Annotated in this window: 19 protein-coding genes; 5 read left to right on the top strand and 14 right to left on the bottom strand. The window is 42.2% G+C overall.

The genetic code is table 11. The annotated features are described in order from the left end of the window. Window positions 1–131: 131 nt before the first annotated feature. The 3 genes from gnd to P0106_RS06740 all read right to left on the bottom strand — a co-directional run bounded on the left by gnd (window position 132) and on the right by P0106_RS06740 (window position 3,153). Window positions 132–1,007: a phosphogluconate dehydrogenase (NAD(+)-dependent, decarboxylating) gene (gene gnd / locus P0106_RS06750; protein ID WP_065189378.1), complete on the bottom strand. Its 876-nt coding sequence runs from the start codon at window positions 1,005–1,007 to the stop codon at window positions 132–134. 97 nt (window positions 1,008–1,104) lie between these two features. After that, entirely contained in the window at window positions 1,105–2,445 is a 1,341-nt protein-coding gene (locus P0106_RS06745; protein ID WP_116439773.1) for a GntP family permease, read from the bottom strand. Window positions 2,446–2,625: 180 nt separating this feature from the next. After that, the gene (locus P0106_RS06740) at window positions 2,626–3,153 is read right to left on the bottom strand and encodes a gluconokinase (protein ID WP_004112729.1); all 528 of its coding nucleotides are present in this window, start codon (window positions 3,151–3,153) and stop codon (window positions 2,626–2,628) included. Window positions 3,154–3,313: 160 nt separating this feature from the next. Here P0106_RS06740 and P0106_RS06735 point away from each other — a divergent pair, with 160 nt between their 5' ends. Continuing rightward, window positions 3,314–4,054, top strand: a complete 741-nt coding sequence (locus P0106_RS06735; protein WP_004112733.1) for a FadR/GntR family transcriptional regulator — start codon at window positions 3,314–3,316, stop codon at window positions 4,052–4,054. A 29-nt stretch (window positions 4,055–4,083) separates the two neighbouring features. On the opposite strand, the gene P0106_RS06730 is transcribed toward P0106_RS06735, so the two are convergent. The 9 genes from P0106_RS06730 to P0106_RS06690 form a co-directional block, all read right to left on the bottom strand. Continuing rightward, the gene (locus P0106_RS06730) at window positions 4,084–4,917 is read right to left on the bottom strand and encodes an HD domain-containing protein (RefSeq protein ID WP_004118194.1); all 834 of its coding nucleotides are present in this window, start codon (window positions 4,915–4,917) and stop codon (window positions 4,084–4,086) included. 69 nt (window positions 4,918–4,986) lie between these two features. Then, a complete protein-coding gene (locus P0106_RS06725; protein ID WP_116773040.1) occupies window positions 4,987–7,488 on the bottom strand; it encodes a KUP/HAK/KT family potassium transporter in 2,502 nt (833 codons plus the stop codon). Window positions 7,489–7,688: 200 nt separating this feature from the next. Continuing rightward, window positions 7,689–8,669 carry a TatD family hydrolase gene (locus P0106_RS06720; RefSeq protein WP_192382214.1) on the bottom strand — a complete coding sequence of 327 codons (981 nt, stop codon included), beginning with the start codon at window positions 8,667–8,669 and terminating at the stop codon, window positions 7,689–7,691. Window positions 8,670–8,755: 86 nt separating this feature from the next. After that, window positions 8,756–10,552 (bottom strand): ABC transporter ATP-binding protein, encoded by a 1,797-nt coding sequence (locus P0106_RS06715; protein WP_473730600.1) that lies wholly within the window; start codon window positions 10,550–10,552, stop codon window positions 8,756–8,758. 1 nt (window position 10,553) lies between these two features. After that, complete coding sequence (locus P0106_RS06710; protein WP_473730599.1) at window positions 10,554–12,380, bottom strand: ABC transporter ATP-binding protein; 1,827 nt, start codon at window positions 12,378–12,380, stop codon at window positions 10,554–10,556. A gap of 333 nt (window positions 12,381–12,713) precedes the next feature. Next, entirely contained in the window at window positions 12,714–14,462 is a 1,749-nt protein-coding gene (locus P0106_RS06705; protein WP_473730598.1) for an ABC transporter family substrate-binding protein, read from the bottom strand. 325 nt (window positions 14,463–14,787) lie between these two features. After that, on the bottom strand, window positions 14,788–16,683 hold the full coding sequence (locus tag P0106_RS06700) for an ABC transporter ATP-binding protein (protein ID WP_020760736.1): 1,896 nt from the start codon (window positions 16,681–16,683) through the stop codon (window positions 14,788–14,790). Window positions 16,684–16,703: 20 nt separating this feature from the next. Next, window positions 16,704–17,651, bottom strand: coding sequence for an ABC transporter permease (locus P0106_RS06695; RefSeq protein ID WP_004113854.1), 948 nt, complete (start codon window positions 17,649–17,651; stop codon window positions 16,704–16,706). 27 nt (window positions 17,652–17,678) lie between these two features. Next, the gene (locus P0106_RS06690; protein ID WP_004138444.1) at window positions 17,679–18,662 is read right to left on the bottom strand and encodes an ABC transporter permease; all 984 of its coding nucleotides are present in this window, start codon (window positions 18,660–18,662) and stop codon (window positions 17,679–17,681) included. Between the two features lie 486 nt (window positions 18,663–19,148). On the opposite strand from P0106_RS06690, the gene P0106_RS06685 reads away from it, so the two are divergent. After that, on the top strand, window positions 19,149–20,588 hold the full coding sequence (locus P0106_RS06685) for a C1 family peptidase (RefSeq protein WP_248898607.1): 1,440 nt from the start codon (window positions 19,149–19,151) through the stop codon (window positions 20,586–20,588). Window positions 20,589–21,250: 662 nt separating this feature from the next. Here the strand turns inward: P0106_RS06685 and metG are convergent. Continuing rightward, the gene (gene metG, locus P0106_RS06680) at window positions 21,251–23,116 is read right to left on the bottom strand and encodes a methionine--tRNA ligase (protein WP_174143116.1); all 1,866 of its coding nucleotides are present in this window, start codon (window positions 23,114–23,116) and stop codon (window positions 21,251–21,253) included. 223 nt (window positions 23,117–23,339) lie between these two features. Here metG and P0106_RS06675 point away from each other — a divergent pair, with 223 nt between their 5' ends. Further along, window positions 23,340–24,206, top strand: a complete 867-nt coding sequence (locus P0106_RS06675; protein WP_032841982.1) for a hypothetical protein — start codon at window positions 23,340–23,342, stop codon at window positions 24,204–24,206. Continuing rightward, window positions 24,196–24,507: a variant leucine-rich repeat-containing protein gene (locus P0106_RS06670; protein WP_004113848.1), complete on the top strand. Its 312-nt coding sequence runs from the start codon at window positions 24,196–24,198 to the stop codon at window positions 24,505–24,507. The genes P0106_RS06675 and P0106_RS06670 overlap by 11 nt, the downstream gene beginning before the upstream one ends. Here P0106_RS06670 and rsmI read toward each other — a convergent pair. Beyond that, window positions 24,502–25,395 carry a 16S rRNA (cytidine(1402)-2'-O)-methyltransferase gene (gene rsmI, locus P0106_RS06665; protein WP_004118187.1) on the bottom strand — a complete coding sequence of 298 codons (894 nt, stop codon included), beginning with the start codon at window positions 25,393–25,395 and terminating at the stop codon, window positions 24,502–24,504. The two genes, P0106_RS06670 and rsmI, sit on opposite strands and share 6 nt — an antisense overlap. Before the next feature lie 155 nt (window positions 25,396–25,550). On the opposite strand from rsmI, the gene P0106_RS06660 reads away from it, so the two are divergent. Continuing rightward, entirely contained in the window at window positions 25,551–26,396 is an 846-nt protein-coding gene (locus tag P0106_RS06660; RefSeq protein ID WP_009994265.1) for an alpha/beta hydrolase, read from the top strand. The last annotated feature ends 159 nt before the right edge of the window (window positions 26,397–26,555 follow it).

Genomic DNA, 26,555 nt, shown 5'->3' with positions numbered 1-26,555 from the left:
CACAAAACCCGGGAGTGTCGAAAATAAAATAGATGGGCAATTAACGCATAACTGCCCATCTATACAATCTTTATCTATTCTTTATCTATTTTTTACCTATTTTTACCTTAGATATTTTCTAGTTATTTTGACTATTTTTTAGTGACATGGCCACCAAACTGCGCGCGCAACGATGAAACTACTCGCAAAGTGTCATCTCCACCTCCGCGAGATACTTGACGAGCCCACAATGAGCATGCGGTAACTGGGGTTGGAACACCAAGTTCAAGTGCAGCTTCAACCATCCACTTTGCTTCACCAGATTCATTAGCAACAGGAGGCATAGATTCTAATGTTGGATCGTCTTTTGCAGCGCGCGCGAATAAGTCAAGCAACCAAGATTGAACAACAGAACCTTGGCGCCATGAAGACATAACCTTAGCTGGATCATCTATTAATTCTGAACGCATCATTGTTGCAAAGCCTTCACCAAAAGCCTGCATCATGCCATATTCAATTCCATTGTGAACCATCTTGGCAAAATGACCACCGCCAACAGCACCAGCATGAACGAGTCCATCAGGGCCTTCAGGCTTCAAAGTCTCGAAAATTGGTAGCATTCTCTGATAATCTTCATCGGAGCCGCCAGCCATCAATGCGTAACCACGAGTCGAGCCCCAAACTCCTCCTGAAACTCCAACATCCATAAAATGGATTCCCTTTGCTTTTAATTCAACAGAATGACGTTGATCATCAATATACCTAGTATTACCTCCATCAATTACTAGATCATTATCTTCAAGAAGATTGCTTAATTTTTCGATAGTTGTGTCTGTAGGAAAACCAGCTGGAACCATAACCCATACAATACGCGGACTAGAAAGTCTTTGTACCAATTTTTCTAAAGAATCAACATCTCGATTTGATTCGGCACTAACGTCGTATCCAACAACTTCATGACCTCCTTCGCGCAAGCGCTTAACCATGTTTCCACCCATGCGCCCTAAACCGATAACACCTAATTGCATAATAAATTCCTTCTTTCAAATTTTTTTATAACTTTTGATAACTTTTAATAACTTTTGCAAAACTGTCACAAAACTTATTCAGATAATCTTTTTAATTTCACATAAAAACAGGAACAACAGCAGAAACTAGCATAATAATTGCAAGTCCAACAACAGACAATACTGTTTCCATTAATGACCATGTTTTAAATGTTTGTCCTACGCTCATACCGAAATATTCTTTAACCAACCAGAATCCAGCATCATTTACATGAGATAAGAAGATTGATCCAGCACCAATAGCTAGTACGAGTAACGCTAATTGTACTTGATTTAGATTTGCAGCCAAAGGTGCAACAATACCAGATGCCGTTACGGTTGCAACGGTTGCAGATCCAGTCGCCAGCCTAATTAGTACAGCAACAATCCATCCAGCAAGAAGAGGATTAAGATTTGCCTGAACAATGCCCGTAGCAATAACTTTACCAATTCCAGAATCTACAAGAGTTTGCTTGAATCCACCTCCAGCAGCAACGATCAACAAGATACTTGCAATTGAGGAGAACGAAAGGCCTACCAGAGAATTTAATGTATCCCTACTCCACTTTGCGCGAATAGCAAATAATATCATCGCAAAAATAGTAGTGATTGTAAGAGCTTCAAGTGGTGTTCCAATCCATGCGATTACACTACCAAATGTAGATTTTGATTGCCCCGTAATATCAACAACACTGGCTGCAAGCATAAGAATTACTGGAAGTAAAATTACGCTAGATGCTTCCGCGAATGTAGGACGATTTTGTGGCTTATCTTCCTTCTTATTGTCTTCTTCTTGCTTAGCTTGAATAGGAACCATTTTTACCATCCAATGAACCATTAGAGGTCCTGCGATTGCTACAGTTGGTATGGCGATAATCAAACCAAAAGCCAAAGTCAATCCAAGGTTTGCGTGCAAAGCATCAATAGCAACAAGTGGTCCAGGATGTGGCGGTACAAAAGCATGCAAAGCCGATAAGCCTGCGAGCGCCGGTATTCCTAAAGCAATTACTGGCATTTTTGTACGACGAGCAACAAGAAGAATAATTGGTATAAGTATCACTACACCAACTTCAAAGAACAGTGGAATTCCAACAATAAATGCGCTCAGCGCCATAGCCCATGGAAGCTTATGTTCTGGAGCTTTCTTAAGTATGGTGTCACAAATCACGTCTGCTCCACCAGAACGCGTAAGAAGAATTCCAATAATTCCGCCTAAAGCAATGAGTAATCCAACTCCTGATGCTGTGGAACCAACTCCATTAGTAAAGCTTGTAAGACTTTTATCATATGGAACTCCTGCAATGATTGCAGTTGCAATCGAACCAATCATTAACGATAGGAAGGGATGTACTTTTACCACTGCAATAAGTACGACAATAAGCGCTATACCTAATATTGCCGCAAGAATTAACCCACTCATAAATCCTCCATGATTTTGTGAATTGTTTTAATTATTGTGATGCTTTATTTATAATTCCTTGTGATCTTTTGTTTACGATCAATGCGCTAACAACTTTGTTATTTGCGTTAGTAATTTTTGAATGTATATTTTTGTGCTGCTTTACAATTGCGCCACTTTACAATTGCTATTGTTTTGCATTTATGATTGTTTTTGCAGCTGCGATTGTTCATATGTTTTTACTGCTTTGATAGCTCTATGAACCATATCTTCAACAGAACCTTCAATCGATATAACGGTTCCGTTTTCTTCTTTACCTAGAGGCTCCAAAATTGCAAACTGACTTGGCAATAAAGATGGTGGCATAAAGTGTCCTTTACGATCTTTTAGCCTCTGCGCTATTAACTCATGGCTTCCGTTTAAATGCAAGAAGTACACGTTTAGATTTTTAGAAAGAACTTCGCGATATGACCGTTTTAATGCAGAGCTTGAAACAACTGTGTTTTCTCCAAGACTTTCACGCGCAACCATCCATTTGTTAATAAGATCCAACCAAGGCCAACGATCTTCATCTGTTAGCGCAATTCCTGCGGACATTTTATCTATATTAGCTTTTGGATGAAAATCATCACCTTCTGCCAGAGTGTAACCAAGTTGATCGCGAATTGCCTCAGAAACAGTAGACTTGCCGCAACCAGCAACGCCCATCACTACAATGTGAATCGCCATAATAGCTCCTTTGTTATTGACAACACTATAAGAATACCACACAAAGACTCTTTGTCAAAGAATTAAGAGTCTTTGTGTGGTATTTTTTGAGCATAACTATATTTTCATTTTCTATTTGCTAGGATGAAACCATAAATATACATAAAACTGCGAGGCAAATATGGTGTCTAATACCACACAAAGTCAAATTTCTAGTGACTTAGTGACCGAAAACGCTCCTTTACATCTATCTATAGCAGATTCTCTCGCAGATGAAATAGTAAATAACAAATGGGAGCCAAAAACTAATCGAAAACTAGAAGATATTCAAAAACAATATGGAATATCTAGAACAGTAGCTCGAGAAGCAACAAGACTATTAGCATCTTTGGGTTGCGTACAATTTCAACGCGGAACAGGCGTAATAGCTTGCAATCCAGAAAATTGGGACGATTTAAATACACGAGTAATCACATGGAAACTACATTCACCATACAGAGAAAATGAACTACGAGCATTAACAGAACTTCGTCTTGTTGTAGAACCTGCCGCAGCAGCTGGATGTGCATTACGCGGAGATGTAGAAATACGCTATAAATTGGGCGTAATTGGTCACGATATGGTAAAAGCGGTAGAAGAAAATAGACTGGCAGATTTTCATGAATTAGATATCCAGTTCCATACTCTTTTGCTTGCAAATAGCGGTAACCCGATTTTTGCAAAACTTAGTTCAATAGTCGAAAGCGTATTACGCGGCAGAGTTGAGCTAAATCTTTATCCGCAAAAACCAAATAAAGAAGCGATATTAAACCATAAAAAGGTAACGCAGGCAATTATGGAAGGTGACGCAGCTGCAGCAAGCGCTGCTATGCACGATATTGTAGCCGAAGTAAACACTGCACTTGGATTAGCGGCTTTATAGCCATAAAAGCAAAGCTTAATCAACTTTGCCTAATCAACCTTAAGCCCAAAGAAATCTGCAAGCTTGCAAACACTCACTCTGCCATACTTATTAACCAAGAACATCCATCGCTTTGCATTTTCTTCGCCAAATCGTTCAGCTTTACATCTATATGTATCAACTGTTAAAAATCGCGGCGGAATCGACTTACTGTTGTATTTATCTGCGACCATCACAATTTCTTGTTCAATAGTTTGCGGAATATAGTCGCCAGCTGGAAGCGGTAAATTCTGAGAAACAACTTGCTCGCGAGTCAGCCCTACACCAGTATGATTACGCGCAAATTGCGCAGTATCTTCGCTAAAACCGTTATCAATCAAATAGTTGTAGCCGCGCAAGCCGTGCAAAATATAATGAGGACCGTCAAACTCCAACTTACTGTTCTCTTCGCGCGAACCGTCTTTATCTAAAACAAAATAAGTTCCGATATCGTGCAACAATCCTCCAGCAAATGCAGCATATTCGTCTACATAATCACTTGGAGCCGCACCTCCATCGATTTGAGGAAGAGATAACGGATCTAAATTTATTAATTTTTCAAGACACGACTTTGCTAAATCACATCTATTTTTTAAGTCTTTATTGATTTTAGATATTTGACAAAGCATAATCCGTTCGACGGATGCTGGCGACTTATCCGCAAAATCCTCAATACTACCAAGCTGCTTAAAAGCCAACAACTGATTTTGGCGTCTTGCGATCATCCAAGAAATCGTAGCAATAACAACACAATGGCAGTGAATCAAATTGTACGCAGCTTCACTTGGCGCAGTAGCGCGATGCAACTTTTCGATCCTATTAAAATCAGGCAAATCTGCAAGCATAATTACACCGCGCTCCTTAAAACAAAGCAACACAAACAAAGCACTTGTTGCTTAGTTGCTTAAATCACTTCACTTTTTAACTGCTTTAATCTGACCAGTATCTATTCTAGCGATTTTGCCAGTGTTAGATATTTTAGATTCCTTAGTCTCCTTATTTGCAGACTTTTCAGACTTCTCAGACTTGCCATCGCTAGAAACATTTGCATTAACAATATCTCTAGCGTTCATAATAGTTGTTTGTTCAGCATCCGACGCAACATCAGACACAATTCCTGAACCTTGCAAAGACTGAACTGCTCTAGAAGAAGCAACTTCTTCTCTCTTTAAACGAGGAGGTCTACGAGTGGAAACAAACAACGGCTGAACTTCTACAACAGGATTATACGGAGCTAATCCAAACCACTTAACAGGCGTACCAGCAATATGACGAATCGCATACTTCATTTTTAGCGATAACGCACCACGCAAAGAAATATTCGACTCAGGCATCAAAGCCTTATGTAAAAGCACGTAACGAATTGGACCAATATCTGGATCCGCATCAACCTTAGGGTACACAGATTGCTGTTGCGGAAGCTCGCCAGTATGCGACAAATCGTGCATAATCTGATGCAAATACGCAGGAATCGAAGGAGAAACCTTAAACCCAAGTTTGATCTTAACGCGGAACAAATAGTCCGTACCAAAATTCTCCACGCAATATTCGCGAGTAAACGGAGCATCATCCGTTTCCACTGACACAGCCCACCACGCGCGCGCACGCTTAGGATGATCCGCAAAAATAGAGAAGAAGATTCCAGTATCCAAACGCTTCATTTCCTTATCGGAAGTCAAATAAACAATGTTATCCGCAAAATAAGGAATACGGAAATCACGATGAAGCTTATCTAGCACAGGCAGAAAATCCTTAGGCTTCATGTGCAAGCGTTGAGAACGCTCAATCTTAGTGCCATCCTTCCAAGTGAGCATAACGATAAGAATCGTAGCCCCAAGAATCATGGTAAACCAACCACCATGCATGAATTTTGCCATAGATGCTATAAAGAACAAAATCTCGATAATCAAGAACACAGTGGCAAAAATTAAAGCAGCAATCTTCTTCTTTTGATACCACATGTGAACAGTAAGAAGTGTTGTTGTAGCAATCATGGTAAGCGTAAGTGCAAGACCATATGCTCCCGAAATATGCTCTGAATCTTTAAACACAGCTAAAACCGTAAGAGTTGCAAGACAAAGCACAAAATTAACAACTGGAATATAAAGCTGACCACGAGTACGCGCAGGGTAACGCACCTGGAGATGAGGCATCCAATTAAGGCTTGTAGCTTCTGAAACCATAGTGAATGCACCAGTAATCAAAGCCTGTGATGCAATAATGCCTGCTGTTACAGAAAGCACAACTGCTACATAACGTAAATTCGGGCTGAGCATCTGGAAGAAAGGATTTAAGCCTTCTATAGACCATAATGCTTTATTGTTTTGATGTTGTAGCATCCAGCTGCCTTGACCAAAGTAGTTTAGAACAAGAGCAACTTTAATAAATGGCCACGTAACGTAAACGTTTCCACGCCCAACATGACCCATATCAGAATACAAGGCTTCCGCACCTGTTGTGGAAAGGAATATGATGCCCATTAACGCCATTCCTTGCACATTGTGCGAGCTAAACAAAAACTTCAAGCCGTAAATTGGGTTTAATGCTTCAAAAATTGCCCAATCTTCACCAATGTTCATAATTCCAACAAGCGCTAGGAATCCGAACCATATCATAACTACTATGCCGAAAACTTTGCCTATTCTTTCAGTTCCTCGCTGTTGAACCGAAAACAGAATCACAATAATAACCACGGTGATCATTAAAGATAGATTGTCGTTTTCTAAGAAAATTGGCTTAAACGCAGATATAGTTCGCAGACCTTCAACTGCAGAAGATATTGAAACTGCTGGAGTTAGAACAGAATCCGCAAGGAACGCAGCACCGCCAATCATTGCGGGAATCGCAAGCCATGCGCCTTTTCGCCTAATAAGAGAATAGAGTGCGAATATTCCGCCTTCGCCCTTGTTGTCTGTTCGCATTGCTACAAACACGTATTTTACGGTTGTGATTAACGTGATTGACCAAAACACTAGGGATAACATTCCGTAAACGGCTTCGCGACTAATGTTTTGCAATCCGCCTTGACCAGCTAAGAATGTTTGAGCGGTGTACAAAGGAGAAGTTCCAATATCTCCATAAACAACACCCAATGCCACTATCGACATGCCTAGAGTAAATTTATCTGAGCTGGTTTGTATCTTTGCCCACCACCTGCCAAGTGGACCTCTAACCGCACTATCCGCAAGCTTTTCAGCCTCTTTAACTTCTTTAGCCTGCTGATACGCCAACGCCTCTCGTTCTTCGCGAGTGGTGGTTTTCTGAGAAACTTTTGGCGCTTTTGTAAAAGAAGCGGCTTTTAGAATCGCCTCTTTAGGGTTCGTTACTCCCTTAGCAGCCTTCTCAGACTCCTTCGCCCCGTTGCGAAGATCCTTAGCGTTATCGTTAGATAGCGCTGAAACGCGTGACTTAGTCATGCTTGATTTTTCCTCCAAAAAGTAAGACCTCTTCTTTGCAATAATCTGCCATAATAAGAAGTCGCATATGGTCTTACTGCTTACAGTTTTATTTATTTGTACCTAAATATTGTATACAATAACAGATATATAAAGCAAAGTCAGCATAGAATCCTTGAAAAATAAGGCTTAATCAAAGCAAGAATATAAGACTAGATCATCTAAAAACCGTAGATTTCTTTCGTTGTTTTTAAAGTTGACTTTGCTACTTCTAGCAAAGAGCAATCAAGAGCATTAGCTAGCGACTCAAGAGTGTAAGGAACCATATAAGGAGCGTTCGGGCGACCTCGATACGGCATTGGCGTAAGGTACGGTGCATCAGTTTCAACAGTAATGTAATCTTTGCCGATAATTCGCGCAGATTCTTGTAAATCTTCGTTACCCTTATAGCTAATCGTTCCAGAAAAACTCGCGTACCATCCGTTTTCTTTTAACACTTGAGCTAAGTCTTTTCCGCCAGAATAGCTGTGAAACACCGTGCGCTCTGGCGCTCCGTCTTTTAGCAAAATTTCTACAACATCACTATGAGCATCTCTATCGTGAATTTGAAGCGGCAAATTAAGCTCTTTTGCAAGTGCTATATGTGCGCGGAATGAGTCGCGCTGGTAAATTCTTGCAGATTCGCCCGTGCGGAAATAGTCTAAACCAGTTTCGCCAATCGCAACTACTTCTTTGGTATTATCTACGACTAGCGAGCGCAAGTGTTGCATCGCTTCATCAAATGAAATATCGTGGTACGGCTTATAAACTACTGGTAAACCATCTGGTCCTTCTGCTCCCCTATGGCCATGTAGAGGCGCTTCGTTTGGGTGAATCGCTATTGCAGCACGCACGCAATCAGGGTGAGCAGCTGCAAAATCTATTGTCGGCTGCCAATCTGGGTATTCGCATCCAACTTCGATCATTTGCGAAACCCCTGATGCTTTTGCACTATTTACTAAGTCATCTGCAGTTGGTTCAGCAATTGGTTCTCGCCCTTTTTGCGCTAATTCTTGATTAAGATTTTGCACAAAGTCTACTACGCTTAACATGTGCGTGTGGTCGTCTGCGATTGTTATGCCTTCTTTAAGCAAATTTTCCCATATTGTAGATTGTTCTGTTAAAGAAGGTGCCCAATTATGTTCGCGATGATGCTTACTCATGATTTACAAGTGTAGTCACATATTTAACGTGGCTTAAAACGTGACTTAAAACGCGACTATTTCGCCTCTTAAACACCACTTTGCGCTTACGCAATCGCCGCACTAATCGCAGCGTATTGCGATTCCACAAGCCTGTAATACGCACCTTTTTGCGCCATAAGTTGCTCATGACTTCCGCGCTCCACGATTTGCCCATGGTCAATCACGCAAATCAAATCCGCATTCTCTATTGTAGAAAGTCTATGTGCGATTACAAAAGAAGTGCGATTTTTAAGCAATTGAGCCAATCCTGCTTGCAACGCCTCTTCTGTACGAGTATCAATATTGCTTGTTGCTTCGTCTAGGATTAGAATTCGCGGATTCGCAAGTAATACTCTTGCAAACGATATAAGCTGCCTTTGTCCTGCAGAAAGAGTGGCTCCTCGCTCCTCAATCTCCGTATTGTAGCCATTAGGCAATTCTTCAATAAACTCGTGCGCGTGAACTACGCGAGCCGCCTCCTCAATCTCCTCGTCTGTTGCATCAAGCTTGCCGTAACGAATGTTTTCTTTAACAGTTCCGCTAAATATAAAACTGTCTTGAAGCATAACGCCCATTTGTTTGCGCAAAGATGCTAACGTTATTGAGCGCACATCGTAACCGTCAATTGTGATTGAGCCTTCGGAAACGTCGTAGAATCTAGAAAGAAGACTTACAAGCGTTGTTTTGCCCGCTCCAGTAGGGCCAACAAGCGCAACCGTTGTTCCAGGCTCAACATGCAAGTCAACTAAATTCAAAATCGGCTTTCCGCCCTCTTCGTAGCGAAAAACAACATCGTTTACGTCAACCTTGCCTTTAATTTTCGGCAATTCTTTTGCATCTGGCTTATCTACAATATTTGGCTTAATACTTAAAGTCTCAAAAATGCGCTCCAAATACACTGAGCATGTTACAAGTTGCGTGTAGAAGTTACCAATGTTTACAACTGGCTCCCAAAAAGTGCTCGAATACCACACAAATGCTATAAGCGTACCCGTGCTTATGTTCATACTGCTCGCGTTTGTTATGCCAACGTAGTAGAGCAGCGAAATTGCTGCGCTTTCAATAATCGAAGCTCCAGGCCAAAGCAGCATTTGCACTCTAACATTTTGCATCCACGCTTTTCTAACTCCCGACTGCTGCTCTTGGAATGTAGCGTATTGCTCCGATTCGCGAGCAAAAGTCTGAGTTGTTTTTACGCCTGCGATTGATTCGTGCAAATATGCGTTAAGATTGCTTTGCTTATTTGATAGTTTTTTAGACGCTTTTCGTTGCAAAATTTGCAAAGTGCGAGTCCAGATTATAAAAACTGGGAATAATACAAGACTCCACAACGCCATTCGCCAATCCATAGCAAACATTGCGATTAGTGTAATGATTAGCACAAAAACATCGGAAAACACGTTGATTAAACCAGAAGAAAGCGTGTCGGAAAGCGTGTTTATGTAGTTTACTATGCGAATCAAAATCTTGCCGTGTGGGCGCGAATCAAAGTAGTCAAACGATAACGATTGCACATGCGTAAAAATATCTCGTCGCATATCTTTAATTATCATTTGGCCGAGTCGCGTAATAGCAAGCGTTCTGTAGGCTAACCCAAGCTCATACAGCACAATAAGCACGCCAAACAATGCAATAAGCGCATACAAATACGAAACGTTTTTATTAGGCAAAACTACGTCTATAAGTGTTTTTGTAATCATTGGCGTTATTGTCATAATGCAACTTCCGCTAATAACAACTAAAACTATTTTGACTAGCTGCCATGCGTACGGCTTTATGTATTTGCGAACGCGCATCAACTCGTGTAAATTTACGTGCTCTTCTTGGCTTTCATCTTCTTTATAAGTGTTGCGTTGCGCCATTCTACTCACCTTTAGCCTTGTATAAATCTTCAAATCCCAAAGCTTTGCCCATTTGCATACCAAGCTGCTTTTTGTAGATTTCCCAATATCTTCCATGCGACGCCACAAGATGCTCATGCGTTCCGCGTTCTACGATTTTGCCGTGATCTAGCACAATAATCATGTCTGCATCTTTAACAGACGAGATTCTGTGAGCAATTGTGATTACTGTTCGCAAGCAGTCTAACTTTTTTAGCTCTTTTTGAATATGCTCCTCAGTTTCCATGTCTACTGCAGAAGTTGTATCGTCCATAATTAAGACTGCGGGATTATTTGCTAGCGCGCGAGCAAGACTTAAGCGCTGCTTTTGACCGCCCGAAAGGCCAACTCCTCGTTCTCCTACAACAGTTTCGTAGCCTTCTGGCATGCTCATAATAAAATCGTCTGCATCTGCGATTCTTGCCATGCGCCTAATCGTGCCATCTAATTCTTTGCAATTTTCCTCGTTTTGAGGCAATCCAAAGCTAATATTTCCTGCAATTGTATCGGAAAACAGGAATGTTTCTTGCGCGACTATGCTAACTTGATTTCTAACAGTTTCTAGAGGCCATTCGCGCACGTCTTTTCCATCAATCAAAACGCGGCCGCGCGTAGTGTCATAAAAACGCGCTATAAGACTTACAAGCGTTGACTTTCCAGACCCCGTTTCTCCTAAGATTCCAAGCTTTGTGCCTGCTGGAACATCTAAATCAATATCACTTAAAATTGGGGAATCAAGATCGTCTGGGAACGCAAAATCAACGTGTTCAAAAGTTACGCGCCCCTTAACTTTAAGATTTTCCGCAGATGTAGATGGCAAATCAATATGCGATTCTTGCGTAAGAAGCTTACGAATATTTACGCATCCTGCGTTGAATCTCTGCCAATCGTTAATAAGCCATCCAACCATTCTTACTGGCATGTGGAGCATCCAAAGGAAGCTGTTAAACGTTACAAACGCGCCCAAAGTCATGCTTCCATTAAGCACAAGCCATCCGCCAAATCCTACTGTTACAAGCTCCAGCGCAAAGCCCATACCGTCCAGCCATGGCATGTATTTTTGCGTGTTTTTTGCAAGCGTAATATTGCGATTAAAGTAGTCTTCGTTGCAATCGTCGAATTTCTTTGTTTCAAAAGGCTCGCGCACAAAAGCTTTTACAACGCGATTACCTTCAATGTTTTCTTCCACCATTGAATTCATGCGCGCAAATGATTCGCGAATCGCAAGGAACTTCGGCCTAGCGTTCTTGCCCATAAGCTTTGCAAGCCAGAATAAAAATGGCGTAATTGCCATAAGCGCTAAAGCTAGCTGCCATTGGATTGAAAACATTATAATTAGCGCAAACACAAACATTACTAAGCAATCCAGCGCCATATAAGACACCCAGCTTAAAATGTGGCGAATCGCGTCCGTATCCGAAGTCATGCGGCTCATAATGTCGCCTGTGCGCGTGTGATTAAAGTACGTAAAATCAAGCGAATGCAGCTTTTCGTACTCGTCGCTTACAAGGCGATACACGGCGTTTTGGCCAAACTTTTCCATTAGAAGCTGGTAGATATACCTTGATCCAACGCGAACAATCATCATTGCAACCATTAGCACGCACACAAAAGCAAGCAAATCATGCTGTTTTCCAATAATGACTTTGTCTACAATAAAGCCCGAAAGCAGAGGCATTGTCATTGCCATTGTGTCGTTTATAGTAAAAAGAACTAGCGATACGCCTACTCTCCACATATCCGGCTTACAATATTGCAAAACCCAGCGCACATTGCTTGCGTCTTTGCGTTTATTTGGATTTACATACATGCGCTAGATTCTCCCTTATTTTTGACTTTGTTTTTTGAGACTTAATCTTAAATTTATAGTTTAATCGACAGCTCTTGTTTGGTGTTGAGCGAGTTTCATAGCGAGCGCTTATTCCTCACGGCATAGCCGTTCGGCTGATTTGGCATGTGAAGCACACCGTGCTTCACAATTGAGCCAAATCACGCTTTGAAGGAGCTTGAAATCCTGTTGATTTCAAGCTCAGTCAAAGCGCACTCAAAAGCATGTGGCGTGCAGCCCAAAGACCACACGCCACATGCTATAAGTTAAGCAATCAGCTTAGTAAACTTGCGCGAGTTATCGCTACAAATTTACTCACTTCTGCCAACCGATGTTTTCAACGAAAACGTTAGCATATCCAGCAGGACCGCCGTTAGCGAAGCCCTTCTTGTATGCCTGGTAGGTTGGAGGAGCAGAAACTGGGAGCGTGCCATACTCGGCGAAAGCCATGGACTCAGCCTTGTTGCTCAATGCAGTCTGTTCCTTGTAATCGTAGGTCTTGCCAATCTTGGCGAGCAGGGCATCAATCTTCTTGTTGCCAGTGCCAGTAAAGTTGGAATCGCTCTTAGAATCGTAGACCTGGGAAGCGGATGCCAAGAAGCTCAATGGGGATTGGGAAACCCAAGCCATTGGAAGCACCTGGAAGTCGAAGGAGCTTACAGTCTTAGAGAACTTAGATGCAGGCTTGTTTACAGTCTTGCACTTCATGCCAGCCTTCTTCATCATGGCCTGGAATGCGTTAGCAAGAGCTGCCTGAGTAGAGTCATCGCCAAAGAAGGTGAATGTGAACTGAACGGTCTTACCATTCTTAGCGTAGTAGCCGTCTTTGCCCATCTTGTAGCCAGCGGCCTCAAGAGTCTTCTTAGCGTTTTCTACGTTGAACTTACCATCAGCTGGGAGGTTGTTCTTGTAGCCAGCCTGGAACATGGAGAGAAGCTCCGAACCTGGCTGCTCGCTCTTCCAGCTCATACCCTGGAACTGAATCTTGTTGTATGTAGCAACGTCGAATGCCTGAACAACAGCCTTACGCACTGCCTTGTCTTTGAATGCGCCAGCCTTTGCGTTTAAGTTAATAACACGAATCTTGGTGCTGTAGCCGTAACGGAGCTGAGCGCCCTTAACGCTACGAGCAGCCTTAATCTTATCCTTGGTGGAGATGGAATCCACGGAATCGATTTCGCCGTTCTGGAAGGCGTTCATTGCAGCAGTATCTTCCATACGCTTTACAACAACCTTGTCAAGCTTTGCCTTCTTGCCCCACCACTTTGGATTGCGCACGAAAACAACCTGATCTTCGGTTGCGGACTGAATCTCGAATGGACCTGCACCCCACTCGTTGTGAGGATTATTTACCCAACCCTGGTTGAATACCGCTGGATCGGTTGCCTTTGGATGAACCAATGGAGCGAAAAGCAATTCCCAAGTTGCGCATGGCTTATTGTACTTAACGATTACTTGCTTAGGATTTGCACCCTGCTCAACGGACTCAATGCAGTCATAGCCCTCGTGAGATGGTACAGAGTAGGCTTCGTTCTTGCCATTCATAACTTCCCAAGTAGCCTTGAAAGCAGTGTAATCGATGTCTGTACCATCGTTCCACTTAGCCTTTGGGTTCAAATCGTACTGAACTACGAGTGGCTTGTCGCTAACCTTCTTAACAGAAGTAATGTAATCAGGGTTGTACTTAACCTTCTCGCCCTTAACAGTGTCGTAATAAGGAAGCGATGGCTGGTAGAAGCCCCACAAAGTGCTCATATAAGCGGTATTACCGTCGTTAGAAGCGTAGTTCCAGTTTGGACCCATGTCGGAAAGCGAGAACGTGTAAGTACCGCCATCCTTAACATTGTCACGAGGCTGTGGATTGTCATAGCGCTTGTCAACCTTAGGCATTGGAAGAGCGCCAGTGTAGGAAGTATCCACACCTGCGGCTGGCTCTTCGGTCATACCGCCCTTGGCCTTATCTGCTGTAGTAGCAGTTGTGCCACCGCAAGCGCCGAGTAGCATTGCAACAGAAAGTGCAGCTGCGGCGAATACAGTTAATTTGCCTGCATTAGTTTTTTTCATGATTCCTCTCATTCCCCAGAAATGATGTCCGCTTTCTGGTATGTGTGTAGAGTATATCTAATCTTTTGACATTTTGTGTTACGACTTTTTTAACAAATACTGAATTTAAGCTTTTGTTACTTAAGATTTAATCCATAAAAAAGAAAATTAAATACATAAAACAGTCAAACAGAAAATTTTTTAGTTTATTTTAATTAAAAAACAAAATATATTACTTTTTTTAGAATTTATGTGCCTGTAACAAAAAATCGCGTGTGTCTTGCATAACACACGCGATCAAAATTGCCCTAAACAAAAGTTTAGGCGTATTCACAAAAGATTAGAATCAGACGCTTGCAACGTCATCAAACGAATCTTCTTCGTTGAGAATAATACGCTTACGATTCTTCTCAATCGCAGGATCTGGAATTGGCACAGCACTAATCAAAGCCTTAGTGTACGGATGCTTAGGATTATCAAACACCTCATCCGTTTCGCCAGATTCAACAATGCGTCCGTGGTACATAACAGCAATTCTGCTAGAAATGTGACGAACAACTGCCATATTGTGAGCCACGAACAAGTATGCAACTCCCAACTTATCCTGCAAGTCTTCAAGCAAGTTGATAATGCCAGCCTGAATAGAAACATCCAAAGCAGAAACAGGCTCATCAAGAAGCAAAAGCTTAGGATTCACAGCCAAAGCACGAGCAATAGCAATACGCTGACGCTGGCCACCAGAGAACTGCGTTGGGAAGCGATCAACCTGATCTGGATTCAGCTCAACAAGCTGCATAAGCTCCGCAATACGCTGACGAATCTCTTCCTTAGACTTCTTTTGAACATGAAGAGGCTCTGCCAAAATATCGTAAACAAGCATACGAGGATCAAGAGAGCTCATAGGATCCTGGAACACGTATTGAATCTTAGAACGAAGCTCGCGACGCTGCTCTTTAGTCAACTTATCGTTAAGCTCGGTGCCAAAAACTGTAATAGAGCCAGCTTCTGGCTTCTTTAAACTCATGATTTCCATCAAAGTAGTTGACTTACCAGAACCAGATTCGCCAACAAGAGCTACAGTTTCGCCTTCGCGAATCTCAAGGTCAATACCATCAACAGCGCGAACTTCGCCAACCTTGCGTCTCAAGAAACCGCCACCTGTAATTGGGAACGTTTTAACCAATCCCTTAACATCCAAAACAACCTTGCGATCCTCGCGAGGAATGCCCTCAAACATTGGCTTAATCGTTTTTTCGGTTTCCGCATGAAGCAGCGCGCGAACAGTTTCGCTTTCTGCTTCCAGACCCATCATGTCGCTAGTATCTCCACTCTTTTCTTCTGCCATCAACATATCCATTGTTGGCTTAGAGATTGGAGTTAAGCGACGAGTACGCTTTTGATCAACGCGCGGAACAGCACCAAGCAAGCCGATTGTGTATGGCTGAGTTGGGTGAGCAAAAATCTCCTCAACGCTATTATGCTCAACCAAATGACCCGCATACATAACAATAACTTCGTCTGCAACGCCAGCAATAACACCCAAATCGTGAGTAATGAAGATCATCGCTGCGCCAGTTTCTTTCTGCGCTTTCTTCAAAACATCCAAAACCTGAGCCTGAATAGTAACATCCAAAGCGGTAGTAGGCTCATCAGCAATAATAATATCTGGGTTATTCGCGATTGCCATAGCAATCATAACGCGCTGACGCATACCGCCAGAAAATTCGTGAGGGAAAGACTTTAAGCGCTCAGCTGGCTTAGTGATACCAACCAAGTTAAGCAATTCAATAGAGCGCTCACGAATCTGTTCTTCGGTCATATCTGGATTATGAATAACCAAAGCTTCCTTAAGCTGATCTCCAATAGAAAACACTGGAGTTAAAGCAGAAAGAGGATCCTGGAATACCATAGCAATATTCTTGCCACGAATCTTACTCATCTCTGCATCAGACTTCGTTAACAGCTCTTCGCCCTTATAAACAACAGAACCCTTAACAGACGCGTTCTTATCCAGCAAGCCCATAACAGCAAGGGAAGTAACCGACTTACCAGATCCAGATTCACCTACAATACCAATGGTTTTTCCGCGGTACAAATCAAAATTCATATTGCGTACTGCATGAACCGTACCAGCTTCCGAAGCAAAGCTAACTTGCAAATTGCGTACAGAAAGAAGTGGTTCGTTGTTCTGATTTTCCATCACAGAATCTTCCTTAATTGCGTCATTCACCATATCAGTCATGTTTAAACCTCCAACAAGCCTTACTCGGCCTTACCAACAGACCTAGAATATGGATCAATCGCATCGCGAAGACCATCGCCAATAAGCTGAACAGAGAAAGTCAAAATAACCAAAACCGCAGAAGGAACCAAAAGAACCCAAGGAGAGGTCATAACGCTACTTTGACCAACATTAAGAAGAGTACCCAAAGAAGTATCTGGAGCCTTGATACCAAGACCCAAGAAGCTCAATGCGGTTTCGCCGTTGATTGCACCAATAACACCGAGAACTGTATTAATAATCAATACAGAACCAAGATTTGGAACAAGGTGGCGAACAATAATGCGGAACGAAGAAACACCTTCAAACTTGGCTGCGCGCACATATTCACGCTCGCGCAAACTCAAAGTCAAAGTTCTAAGCGTACGAGCATAACCAATCCAACCAAAGGAAGTCATACCAAATGCAAGCCAAAGCCAATCATTGCCACCAGTCGCGGAGCTAACAATCAAAGCAATAAGCAAGAAGGATGGAACAATCAAAAGCATGTCCAAAACCCACATGCCAACTTGCTCAAACCAACCCTCAAAGTAAGAAATAGCAGTACCAACCAAAGCAGCAATAATTGTAATAGAAATGGAGCTTACAATACCAATAGAAAGCGAGCGACCAAGTCCGCGAACAACCATTGCATACATGTCAGAACCGCCAGGCGTTGTGCCAAGCCAATGCTCTGCGCTAGGAGGAGTTGCAAGAGCCGTAAAATCAGGCTCATCGTAGCCCCACTTACTAATCTTAGATCCAAACAACGCAAGAAGAATCAAGAACACAAGCAAAACCAAGCCAACGACGGCAGATGGTCGCCTAAAGAAACGACGCGTATAAAGCGTAATCTTGCCAGTGCGCTTAAAATTACCCCAAGAATTAGCAGTCGCCTTCTTGTCTGCAGCAGACTCTTGAAGGTTTGAAGATACATCTTTTTTACTCATATCAATAACACCTACACTGTTCTGCAATTAGTTCAAGCGAATACGTGGATCAAGCCAAGCAGAGAAGATATCTGCCAGCAAAGCTCCAGCCAAAGTACACACAGCTCCGAATGCAGCAATAGCAACAGAACCATTAATGTCATTATTAGAAATTGTTTGCACAAAATAGCTACCCAAACCGTTAATTGCGAACACGGTCTCAGTAATCACAGCACCCGTGAACACACCTGCAATAGAGAAGGCGACGTCCACAGCTGTAGGAATCAAAGAAGTACGCAAAGCATGGCGACGAATAGCAATGTTCAAAGGCAATCCCTTAGCACGAGCAGTGCGAACATAATCAGCATTCATAGTGTCAAGCAAATAAGTGCGCTGCGTAAGATGGTATCCAACCATGCCAGGAACAGTCATAACAATTGTCGGCAAAATCAAATGCTGTAAGAAGTCAAGAACAAAAGCAATAGGGTTAGAACCTTGATAAGAATGCAATCCTGTAACAAAGAATAAACGAGAGCCAGCAGCATTGTTAACGCTAATTGCAGCTAACACAATAAGCAATCCAAACACAGCAGCTGGAACAACAAGCAAGAACGTAGCAATAGAGTTAAGAACTCGATCCTGCCACTTGTACTGACGAATAGCAGTATAAACGCCAACACTAACACCGAAAACAATACCAAGAACAGTTGCGCAAGTAACTAATTGGACAGACGCACCAATACGAGCCGCAATCGCAGGACCAACAGGAGCCTGCTCTGGGCTTAATCCCCAATCCCAACGAGTAAGAACGCCAGTAATCCAACGCAAATATCTCGTAATAACTGGAGTTTGGTCGTTAATGTTCGCCAAATCCAAAGAACGGTTAATCGAAGGAATTGGTGGATGCGGATGCCTAGACATATAATTCGATCGCGGATCCATAAAAGCACTTGCCAAGAAATACGTCATGGATACGGAGACAAACAGCATCACAACATAATTCAGGCATCGTTTAACGATGTATCGTATCATTGTGACTCTTTTCTACGTCTAACCATTGTTACCTCCATCTGGTAACTGCAAGCCTCAAGCTTGCACACTGCCATCGTTTGCTATACCCAGTTGCAAAAGCAAATCAAAAGCATACTCAAGGCACACTTAAGTAAGCCCTCATAAATGGGACATGTAATTAGTATATTTTTAGCTAACCTATGTACATTGCTTAAAATAAACATGCAATAATACGGAATAAATATCAATTATCACAAAAATTAATACACAAAATCAACAAAACATCAGAATATTTAACGGAATTATTTAAATTTTACGAAAATTAGTTTCGTAAATCGTAATAAAAGTGTAAATACAATAACATTTCGTACTAACAAAACACATTGCAATTAGTTTTACTAGCATCCTATTAAAAAAGCACAGACCACGCAAAACGCTACTCGTGCATTGAACACGCTACAATAACGCTTATTCGCCTATTTTCAACCTAACAACAAAAGGAGATATATGTCTGAAAACGTAAAAGCCGTTACCATAGACAACGTGCGCGAATATTCCAAGCATTTTAACGAACAGCGAGCAAATCGAGTAGCCGCAAACGCTTCTGTAGCAAGCGGCGTTCTTAAAGCTGCAACAAGCTATCAAGGACAACGCGCTTTACCACGCAACTTCTCCATAGAATTAAAACAAGGATCAATAACAAACCAACAGCACTCTGGACGTTGCTGGATGTTCGCTTCACTTAACACTTTGCGTTACGAATTAATGCACAAGTGGAATTTAGACGACTTCGAGTTTTCCGAAAGCTACCTGTTCTTCTGGGACAAGATTGAAAAGGCAAATGCGTACTTGGAAAACGTGTTGGCAACATTAGACGAAACCCTAGATAGTCGAGTCTTTGAAAACATTAACTACGGTCCGATCGACGACGGCGGATGGTGGCAAATGTTCGTCAACTTGGTAAACAAGTACGGACTCGTACCAAAAAGCGCATACCCAGATTCACAGAATGCTATTGACTCAGATGCATTCGTACAATACATAAACACCAAGTTGCGTGAATTCGCGGCTGAATTGCGCGAAGCACACAAGAACGGTACTTCCATAGAAGAGTTGCGCGAAATGAAAATCCGCGACCTTGAAACCGTATACCGTATGACAGCTATCGCACTTGGCGAGCCACCAGAGCGTTTCGACTTTATTGCACGTACTAAAGATGACGACGATAAGAAAGACGAAAAGGACGACAAAAAGAACGAAGCCAAAGAAGACGATAAGAAGGACGATAAGCCAAAGACTGGCAAAGACGATCGTCCAATGATTCGCGAATATGGAATAACACCACTAGAATTCGCAAAGAAATACGTTCCAATTGACGTAAACGACTTTGTGAGCTTGTGCAACTCCCCAATGGAACACACTCCGTTCAACAAGCTCTACCAGCTTAAATACACCACAAACGTTGCTGAGACGAAGGAAATGGAGTTTGCAAACGTTGCGCTAGAAGTATTCCGCAAAGCCGCTGTGGATCAGCTAAAAGACGGACACCCAATTTGGTTTGCTTGCGATTGCACGCAATTCTCGCTAAGGCAAGAGGGCTTCTTTGACCCAGCAGTTGTTCGCGTAGACGAGCTATTCGATGTAGAGTTTACATTCGACAAAGCTAAAGGTTTGGAATATATGGATTGCCCAGGCAACCACGCAATGACCTTTACTGGCGTAAATCTTAACAAAGATGGCGAGCCAGACCGCTGGAAGATTGAAAACAGCTGGGGTAAAGATAACGGCGAAGACGGATACTACGTTGGATCCGCGCAGTGGTTTGACCGCTACGTTACAGAAATCATTATTAACAAGAAGTATCTTGATGAAGCAACGCGAGCAATATTGGATCAGGAGCCTGTAATGCTTGATCCGTGGATTCCACTTACAAAGCGCTGCCGCTAAACTTGATTTAGCACAAGCTGATTTACAAACGCAGATTGCAAACGCAAATTACAAATGCAATCTGCGTTTTTTATTTTATTGCGCTTTCTTATTTGGGGTTGCGCGCTCCTTACTTGGTATTGCGCGAGGTTTGAGTATTTCTCTCCTCGCAAGTCCCGTCGCTACGCTCCTCTTTTATTGCTCGTATAGAAATACATCAAACCTTCTGAATATCTAGAACTTTTGCGTGGTTTTTATCACCGAGATTCTCGATTTTTCTTCTTCATTCGATGAATCACCATCGGAGGACTGCTGATCGACTTGCATGAGCGCTTAAAGCGTAGCGCGCGAACGATTTTCCCGATTTTGTTGTTGATTTTGCCGATTTGAGCAACATTTTCGGGAAATGTGAGTAAGCGGCGAACAGTTAAAAAAGATAAAAAGAAGCCCGGTGGGAAAGAGAAGACCCACCGGGGCAGAGAGAAAGAGAGAAGAAGGTTTCAGTTATGGGGTTCGCGAACGAACCTCACTGATGGATAACCATCAGCAATACTCATTATAACCACACTTTTCTCGCAAAACACGCATATAACCTAAAAATTTCCTTAAAAAATTTTTTAAATCCTGATAGTCAACCTATTTTTTGTTACATGCATCACTATAACTTAAAATTTTTCGTTTAATCACTTAGATTCTAGTGATTTTTTAGCTGCAGCCAATCTTTCTTCGTCAGCTTTACGACGAGCGGCAAGCGCAGATTCAAAACGCTCAAGCTCCTCATCAATAGCCTCTTTAGGAATTTTGGCAAAAATCGGAGTTGGCTTAGCGACAGGTGTACCAGTCACTAATTCCTCACTCTCCCACGGGTGAACAGTTTCTCCAAGACGATAGTCGCCAGTAATAATCGGATACTTAAAATCTGGATTATCTAAGTCAGTCACCTCTTCAATTCTTGGCAGAGGAGAGAACACACCCGTACCACCAAGAGCTTCCCACACTTTTTGCGCAGAATGTGGCAAGAATGGAGCAAGTAAATGATTAGCATCAGAGACAGCTTGAGCTGCAACGTGCAAAACAGTACCAAGACGTGCTTCATCATCTTTAATCTTCCAAGGCTCAGTTGCAGAAATGTACTTGTTGATATCCGACACAACACGCATTGCCTCGTTAAGCGCATTCTTCTGATGATGACGTTCAATCAAACCACCAACAATCTCAAAAGCATTAGAGGTTTGATCAAGCAAAGCGCGATCCATATCTGTCATTGAATTTTCGTCCAGAGCAGGAATCTCTCCGAAATTCTTATGAATCAAATTAGCGACACGATTTACCAAATTACCCCAGCTGGCAGCAAGCTCTTCGTTATTATGACGAACAAATTCTGCCCAAGTAAAGTCGGCATCAGAATTTTCAGGACCAGCAATAGAAATGTAGTAACGCACAGCATCCACAGGATAACGCGCCAAAATATCCTTCACGTAAATCACAATTCCACGCGAAGAACTGAACTTCTTGCCTTCCATAGTCATAAACTCAGAAGCAACAACTTGCTCAGGCATATTCAACGGGCCATAAACTCCAGCCTCGCCACCCTTAGAGCCAGCGCCATTATATGCAAGCATTTCTGAAGGCCAAATCTGAGAATGGAAGGTGATGTTATCTTTGCCCATAAAGTAATAGCCAGGAGACTTAGGGTCACACCACCAATCGCGCCAAGCATCCGGCTTATCTTGACGGCGTGCCCATTCAATAGATGCAGACAAGTAGCCAATAACAGCGTCAAACCACACGTACAGGCGCTTATTTGGGTTATCAACCCATCCTTCTACAGGAACAGGAATACCCCAGTCAATATCACGCGTAATAGCTCGAGGCTTAACTTCCTTAAATAATCCAATCGAGAAGTTAATAACATTTGTACGCCAACCATCCCTTGAATTAAGCCAGCTTAAATTAGCATCAGCTAAAGCAGGCAAATCGAGGAAGTAATGCTCTGTTTCTTCAAATCGCGGAGTTTCGCCGTTAATCTTGGATACAGGATTAATAAGCTCATCTGGATCAAGCTCATTACCGCAAGCATCGCACTGGTCGCCTCTAGCTCCATCCGCGCCGCAAAGTGGGCATGTGCCCTCAATGTAGCGATCTGGAAGAGTACGACCTGTAGAAGGCGAAATCGCAACCTTTTGAGTACCCTTATAAATGTAGCCGTTCTTTAAGCACTGACGGAACATCTCTTGAACAACATGCTCGTGATTTGCTGTAGTCGTGCGCGTAAACAAATCGTAGCTTAAACCCAAATCGCACAAATCTTTAGTAATCACGCGATTATAGCGGTTTGCAAGCTCCTGAGCACTAACGCCTTCTTTATCTGCCTCAACTAAAATCGGCGTGCCATGTTCGTCTGTACCAGAAACCATAAGCACGTCATTGCCCTTCATGCGCTCATAACGCGCATACACGTCTGAAGGAACACCAAATCCTGCAACGTGACCAATATGACGAGGGCCATTTGCGTAAGGCCATGCAACATTCACCAAAATATGACTCATAGCCAAATATTATCTTGTTCAGCGAGGACACCTTAATAAAAAACATATACACATATGCACATTTTTTAATGTAAAAATGCTTAAAAATCCACTTTTACACATTTCGCAAAAATCTTATGGACAACATGAACAAACGTATCTATTCTGTCTAAAACCATATGTCTAAAACCATATGTCTAAAAAATTATTCCCAATCATTATGTCTAACAAGAAAGGAGGGATTATGAATAACGAAGCAGAAATTATTGCAAACAAAACTATTAACAATTCGACTAATGCCACAAGTAAATACACATGCAAAACAACCGATAAGCGAACAAATAAAAGAACAGATAAATCCACAATCAAGCCAATCGCTAAAAATTTAAAAAAGACTTCAAGACAGACTTCAAAAAAGACTTCAAAAAGCAGAAACTATGATGCGAATAAATACAGTACGACTAAAGATATAGCTCAAGAAACAAAAATAATTCTTGAAAATTACGACAATAAAAATCAACACATTGACATTAGTAAAAATCTTCCAACCTTACTAGACACAACGCATCTGCCAGGACCATTGTGCATGAAGAAATTATCTAAATTCGGAGCTTTTGAACGATTGTCAATAAGAAGCGGATTTGCACATTCCACTGCAAAGTCCATTGAGGGGCGGTGCAAAATACTCAAAAAACTAATACCACGAGACTCTGCAGCATGCATGTTTACAGCATCATGGATTTGGCTTGGAGGAACAATTCCAAACATATTAGACATTATCTCTGGCAGCCATTATCGTGTAGTGCCACATGATCATCCATTACGAGTATTCAGACGAAAATTGTTGAAGAGAGAACAAAAGGTGATTAAAGATTTGCGCATAACATCTCCTGCTCGAACAATCTGCGACATAGCATTAACACCATCTAAAAATATTTACGACGAGATACGCAAAAAAGACACAATTTTCAATCTGATTCAAGAATATGGCACAAGCTTTAAAGAATGCGAAAAAATCATAAATAGCAACCCACATTTTCCAGGAGCGCAAAAAGCAAAAGATTGGCTAAAAAACGTTATAGAACAGGAAGATATTTTTTATGAATATTAATATTGAACATTTAAATCAAGTACAAGAAAATACAGAAAATTTCCATAAAACACAAACAAAAGATCTACCGCCAAAACCGCCAATTATTCTCACAGAACAAGTAGCATGCTGTGAAAATACAGACAAAGAAATACTTTGGCACATAGCGAGAAACATTCCGCACTTACGAAAATGGGTTATAGCAAACCCAGCCGCTGACGCAAAAATACTGGAGTATATTTCACAGAAAGGCGGTCCAGATGTTAAGCATAGCTTAGACGTACTTTTAGAAAGCTACGATTACGCGAAACAGATTTCATGACTTGATGTTTAAACAAGCAGCATAAACTTCTTTACGATTCGCAAAAGAACCGTCTGAAAGAGGATTTTGTGAAACAATACGCGTTATAGCATCTTTAATACGCAAACCCTCGTTTTGCGAAAGATCGTAAGACATTTGCGCAAGCTGTTCAACGCTCAAATCAATGTTTTGCTGCTTGATTTCTTCATCGCTAGCTCCCGCAATCACAAGAACAATTTCTCCGCGCGGAGGGTCGTTTTCTACGCTTTTGCATATTTGAGAGATTGTTCCTCGCCTTATTTCCTCAAAATCCTTTGTAAGCTCGCGACATAACGCCATTTTGCGATCTGCGCCAAAAACTGCAAGAAGATCTTCCATTGACTCCGCAATTCTGTGCGGCGCCTCATAAAAAACGATTGTTCGCCGCTCTGAAAGAAGCGAGCGCAAATGCTGCTGCCTGTCTCCAGATTTACGCGGCAAAAAACCCTCATAACAGAAGCGGTCTGTTGGCAAGCCAGAAAGCGCTAGAGCATCTAGTACGGCACTCGGTCCAGGAGCGCAAGTAACAGGCAAATCGCGCTCTATTGCACGGCGAACGATCGCAAGCCCTGGGTCGTTAATCGTAGGCATACCAGCGTCGGAAACAACAAGAACGGTATTGCCTTGCTCAACCTTATCCAGCAAGCCATCTGCCTTGTTGTGCTCATTGTGATCATGATATGCAATAACTTGCCCAGAAACATGCACGCCAAGGCGATTTGCAAGATCGTAAAGCCTGCGCGTGTCTTCCGCTGCAACAATATCCGCGGTTTCTAGAAGATTAATCAAGCGCGATGAAGCATCTCCCATATTGCCAATAGGAGTGGCTGCAAGAACAACTTTACCTAAATTATCTTCTTCATTACGCATCTTAAATCTCCTTATAAAACCTCTTAAGACTCTACACGAATTTATAAAATAACGCACTTAAAAAATAAGATATTTGATTAGAATTATGCTTAGTAATTGCGCTTAGTAATTATGCTTAACATAAATTGCAAATAAGCAAAACGAAAAGAGATACCATGAAGATTATAGAACGCCAAATTAAAGGCATTGACGGTAGCAACGCGCTTCTTACTGGATATGTTTTAGATGACAACTTAGATAGCGAAGGGGATCAAACACGCCCAGCAGTGCTGATTTTGCCAGGCGGCGGATTCTTGCGCGTTTCTAATCGCGAAGCAGAACCTGTTGCTATGAAGTTTGCTGCTGCTGGATTCCACGCATTTGTTCTGCGCTATTCTCTTGTGCCTAGTGCACACCCGACTCAGCTTTTGGAAGCAGCACAAGCTATGCAATTGATTCGCAATAATGCAAAAGAATGGCATGTAGATGCGCAAAAAGTGGCGATTATTGGATTCTCTGCAGGAGGCCATGTTGCAGCAAATCTTGCGACTAGCGTTAGCGACGATGTTGAAGAAACAAATGGATACAACGCAAATGACGTTCGTCCAAACGCTCTTATGCTTGCTTACCCAGTGATTTCCGCTGGCGAATACGCACATAAGCCAACTTTCGACCGTCTTTTTGGAAGCGTAGATTCTAACACTCGCGCGCAACTCGTTGAACAGCTTTCGCTTGAAAACCACGTTGATTCTAAGACTCCACCTGTGTTCGTTTGGCAAACGATTACAGACCAAACGGTTCCAGTTCAAAACTCAATTATGTTTATTAATGCTTGTGTTAAAGCTGGCGTAAGCGTGGAAGCACATTTGTTCCCTAAGGGTCCGCACGGCTTGGCTTTGGCTGTTAAAGAAACTGCTAAGCGCGATGAAAATGGCGCAGTGATTCCTGAGTTTGTACAGCCAGAAGTTCAGCAGTGGATTGATCTTGCTTGCGATTGGCTTCGTCGCACATTTGCGTGCTAATCGACCTGTCTTCGAGCTTAGAGCGTAGCGCGGTTCCATTGCTTGGTATTGCGCGAGGTTTGATGTATTTCTCTCCTCGCAAGTCCCGTCGCTGCCCTCCTCTTTTATTGCTCGTATAGAAATACATCAAACCTTCTGAATATCTAACACTTTTGCGTA

It is taken from the genome of Gardnerella sp. c11Ua_71 (genome assembly GCF_055818025.1).
This window is presented reverse-complemented; position numbering and strand designations above follow the sequence as displayed.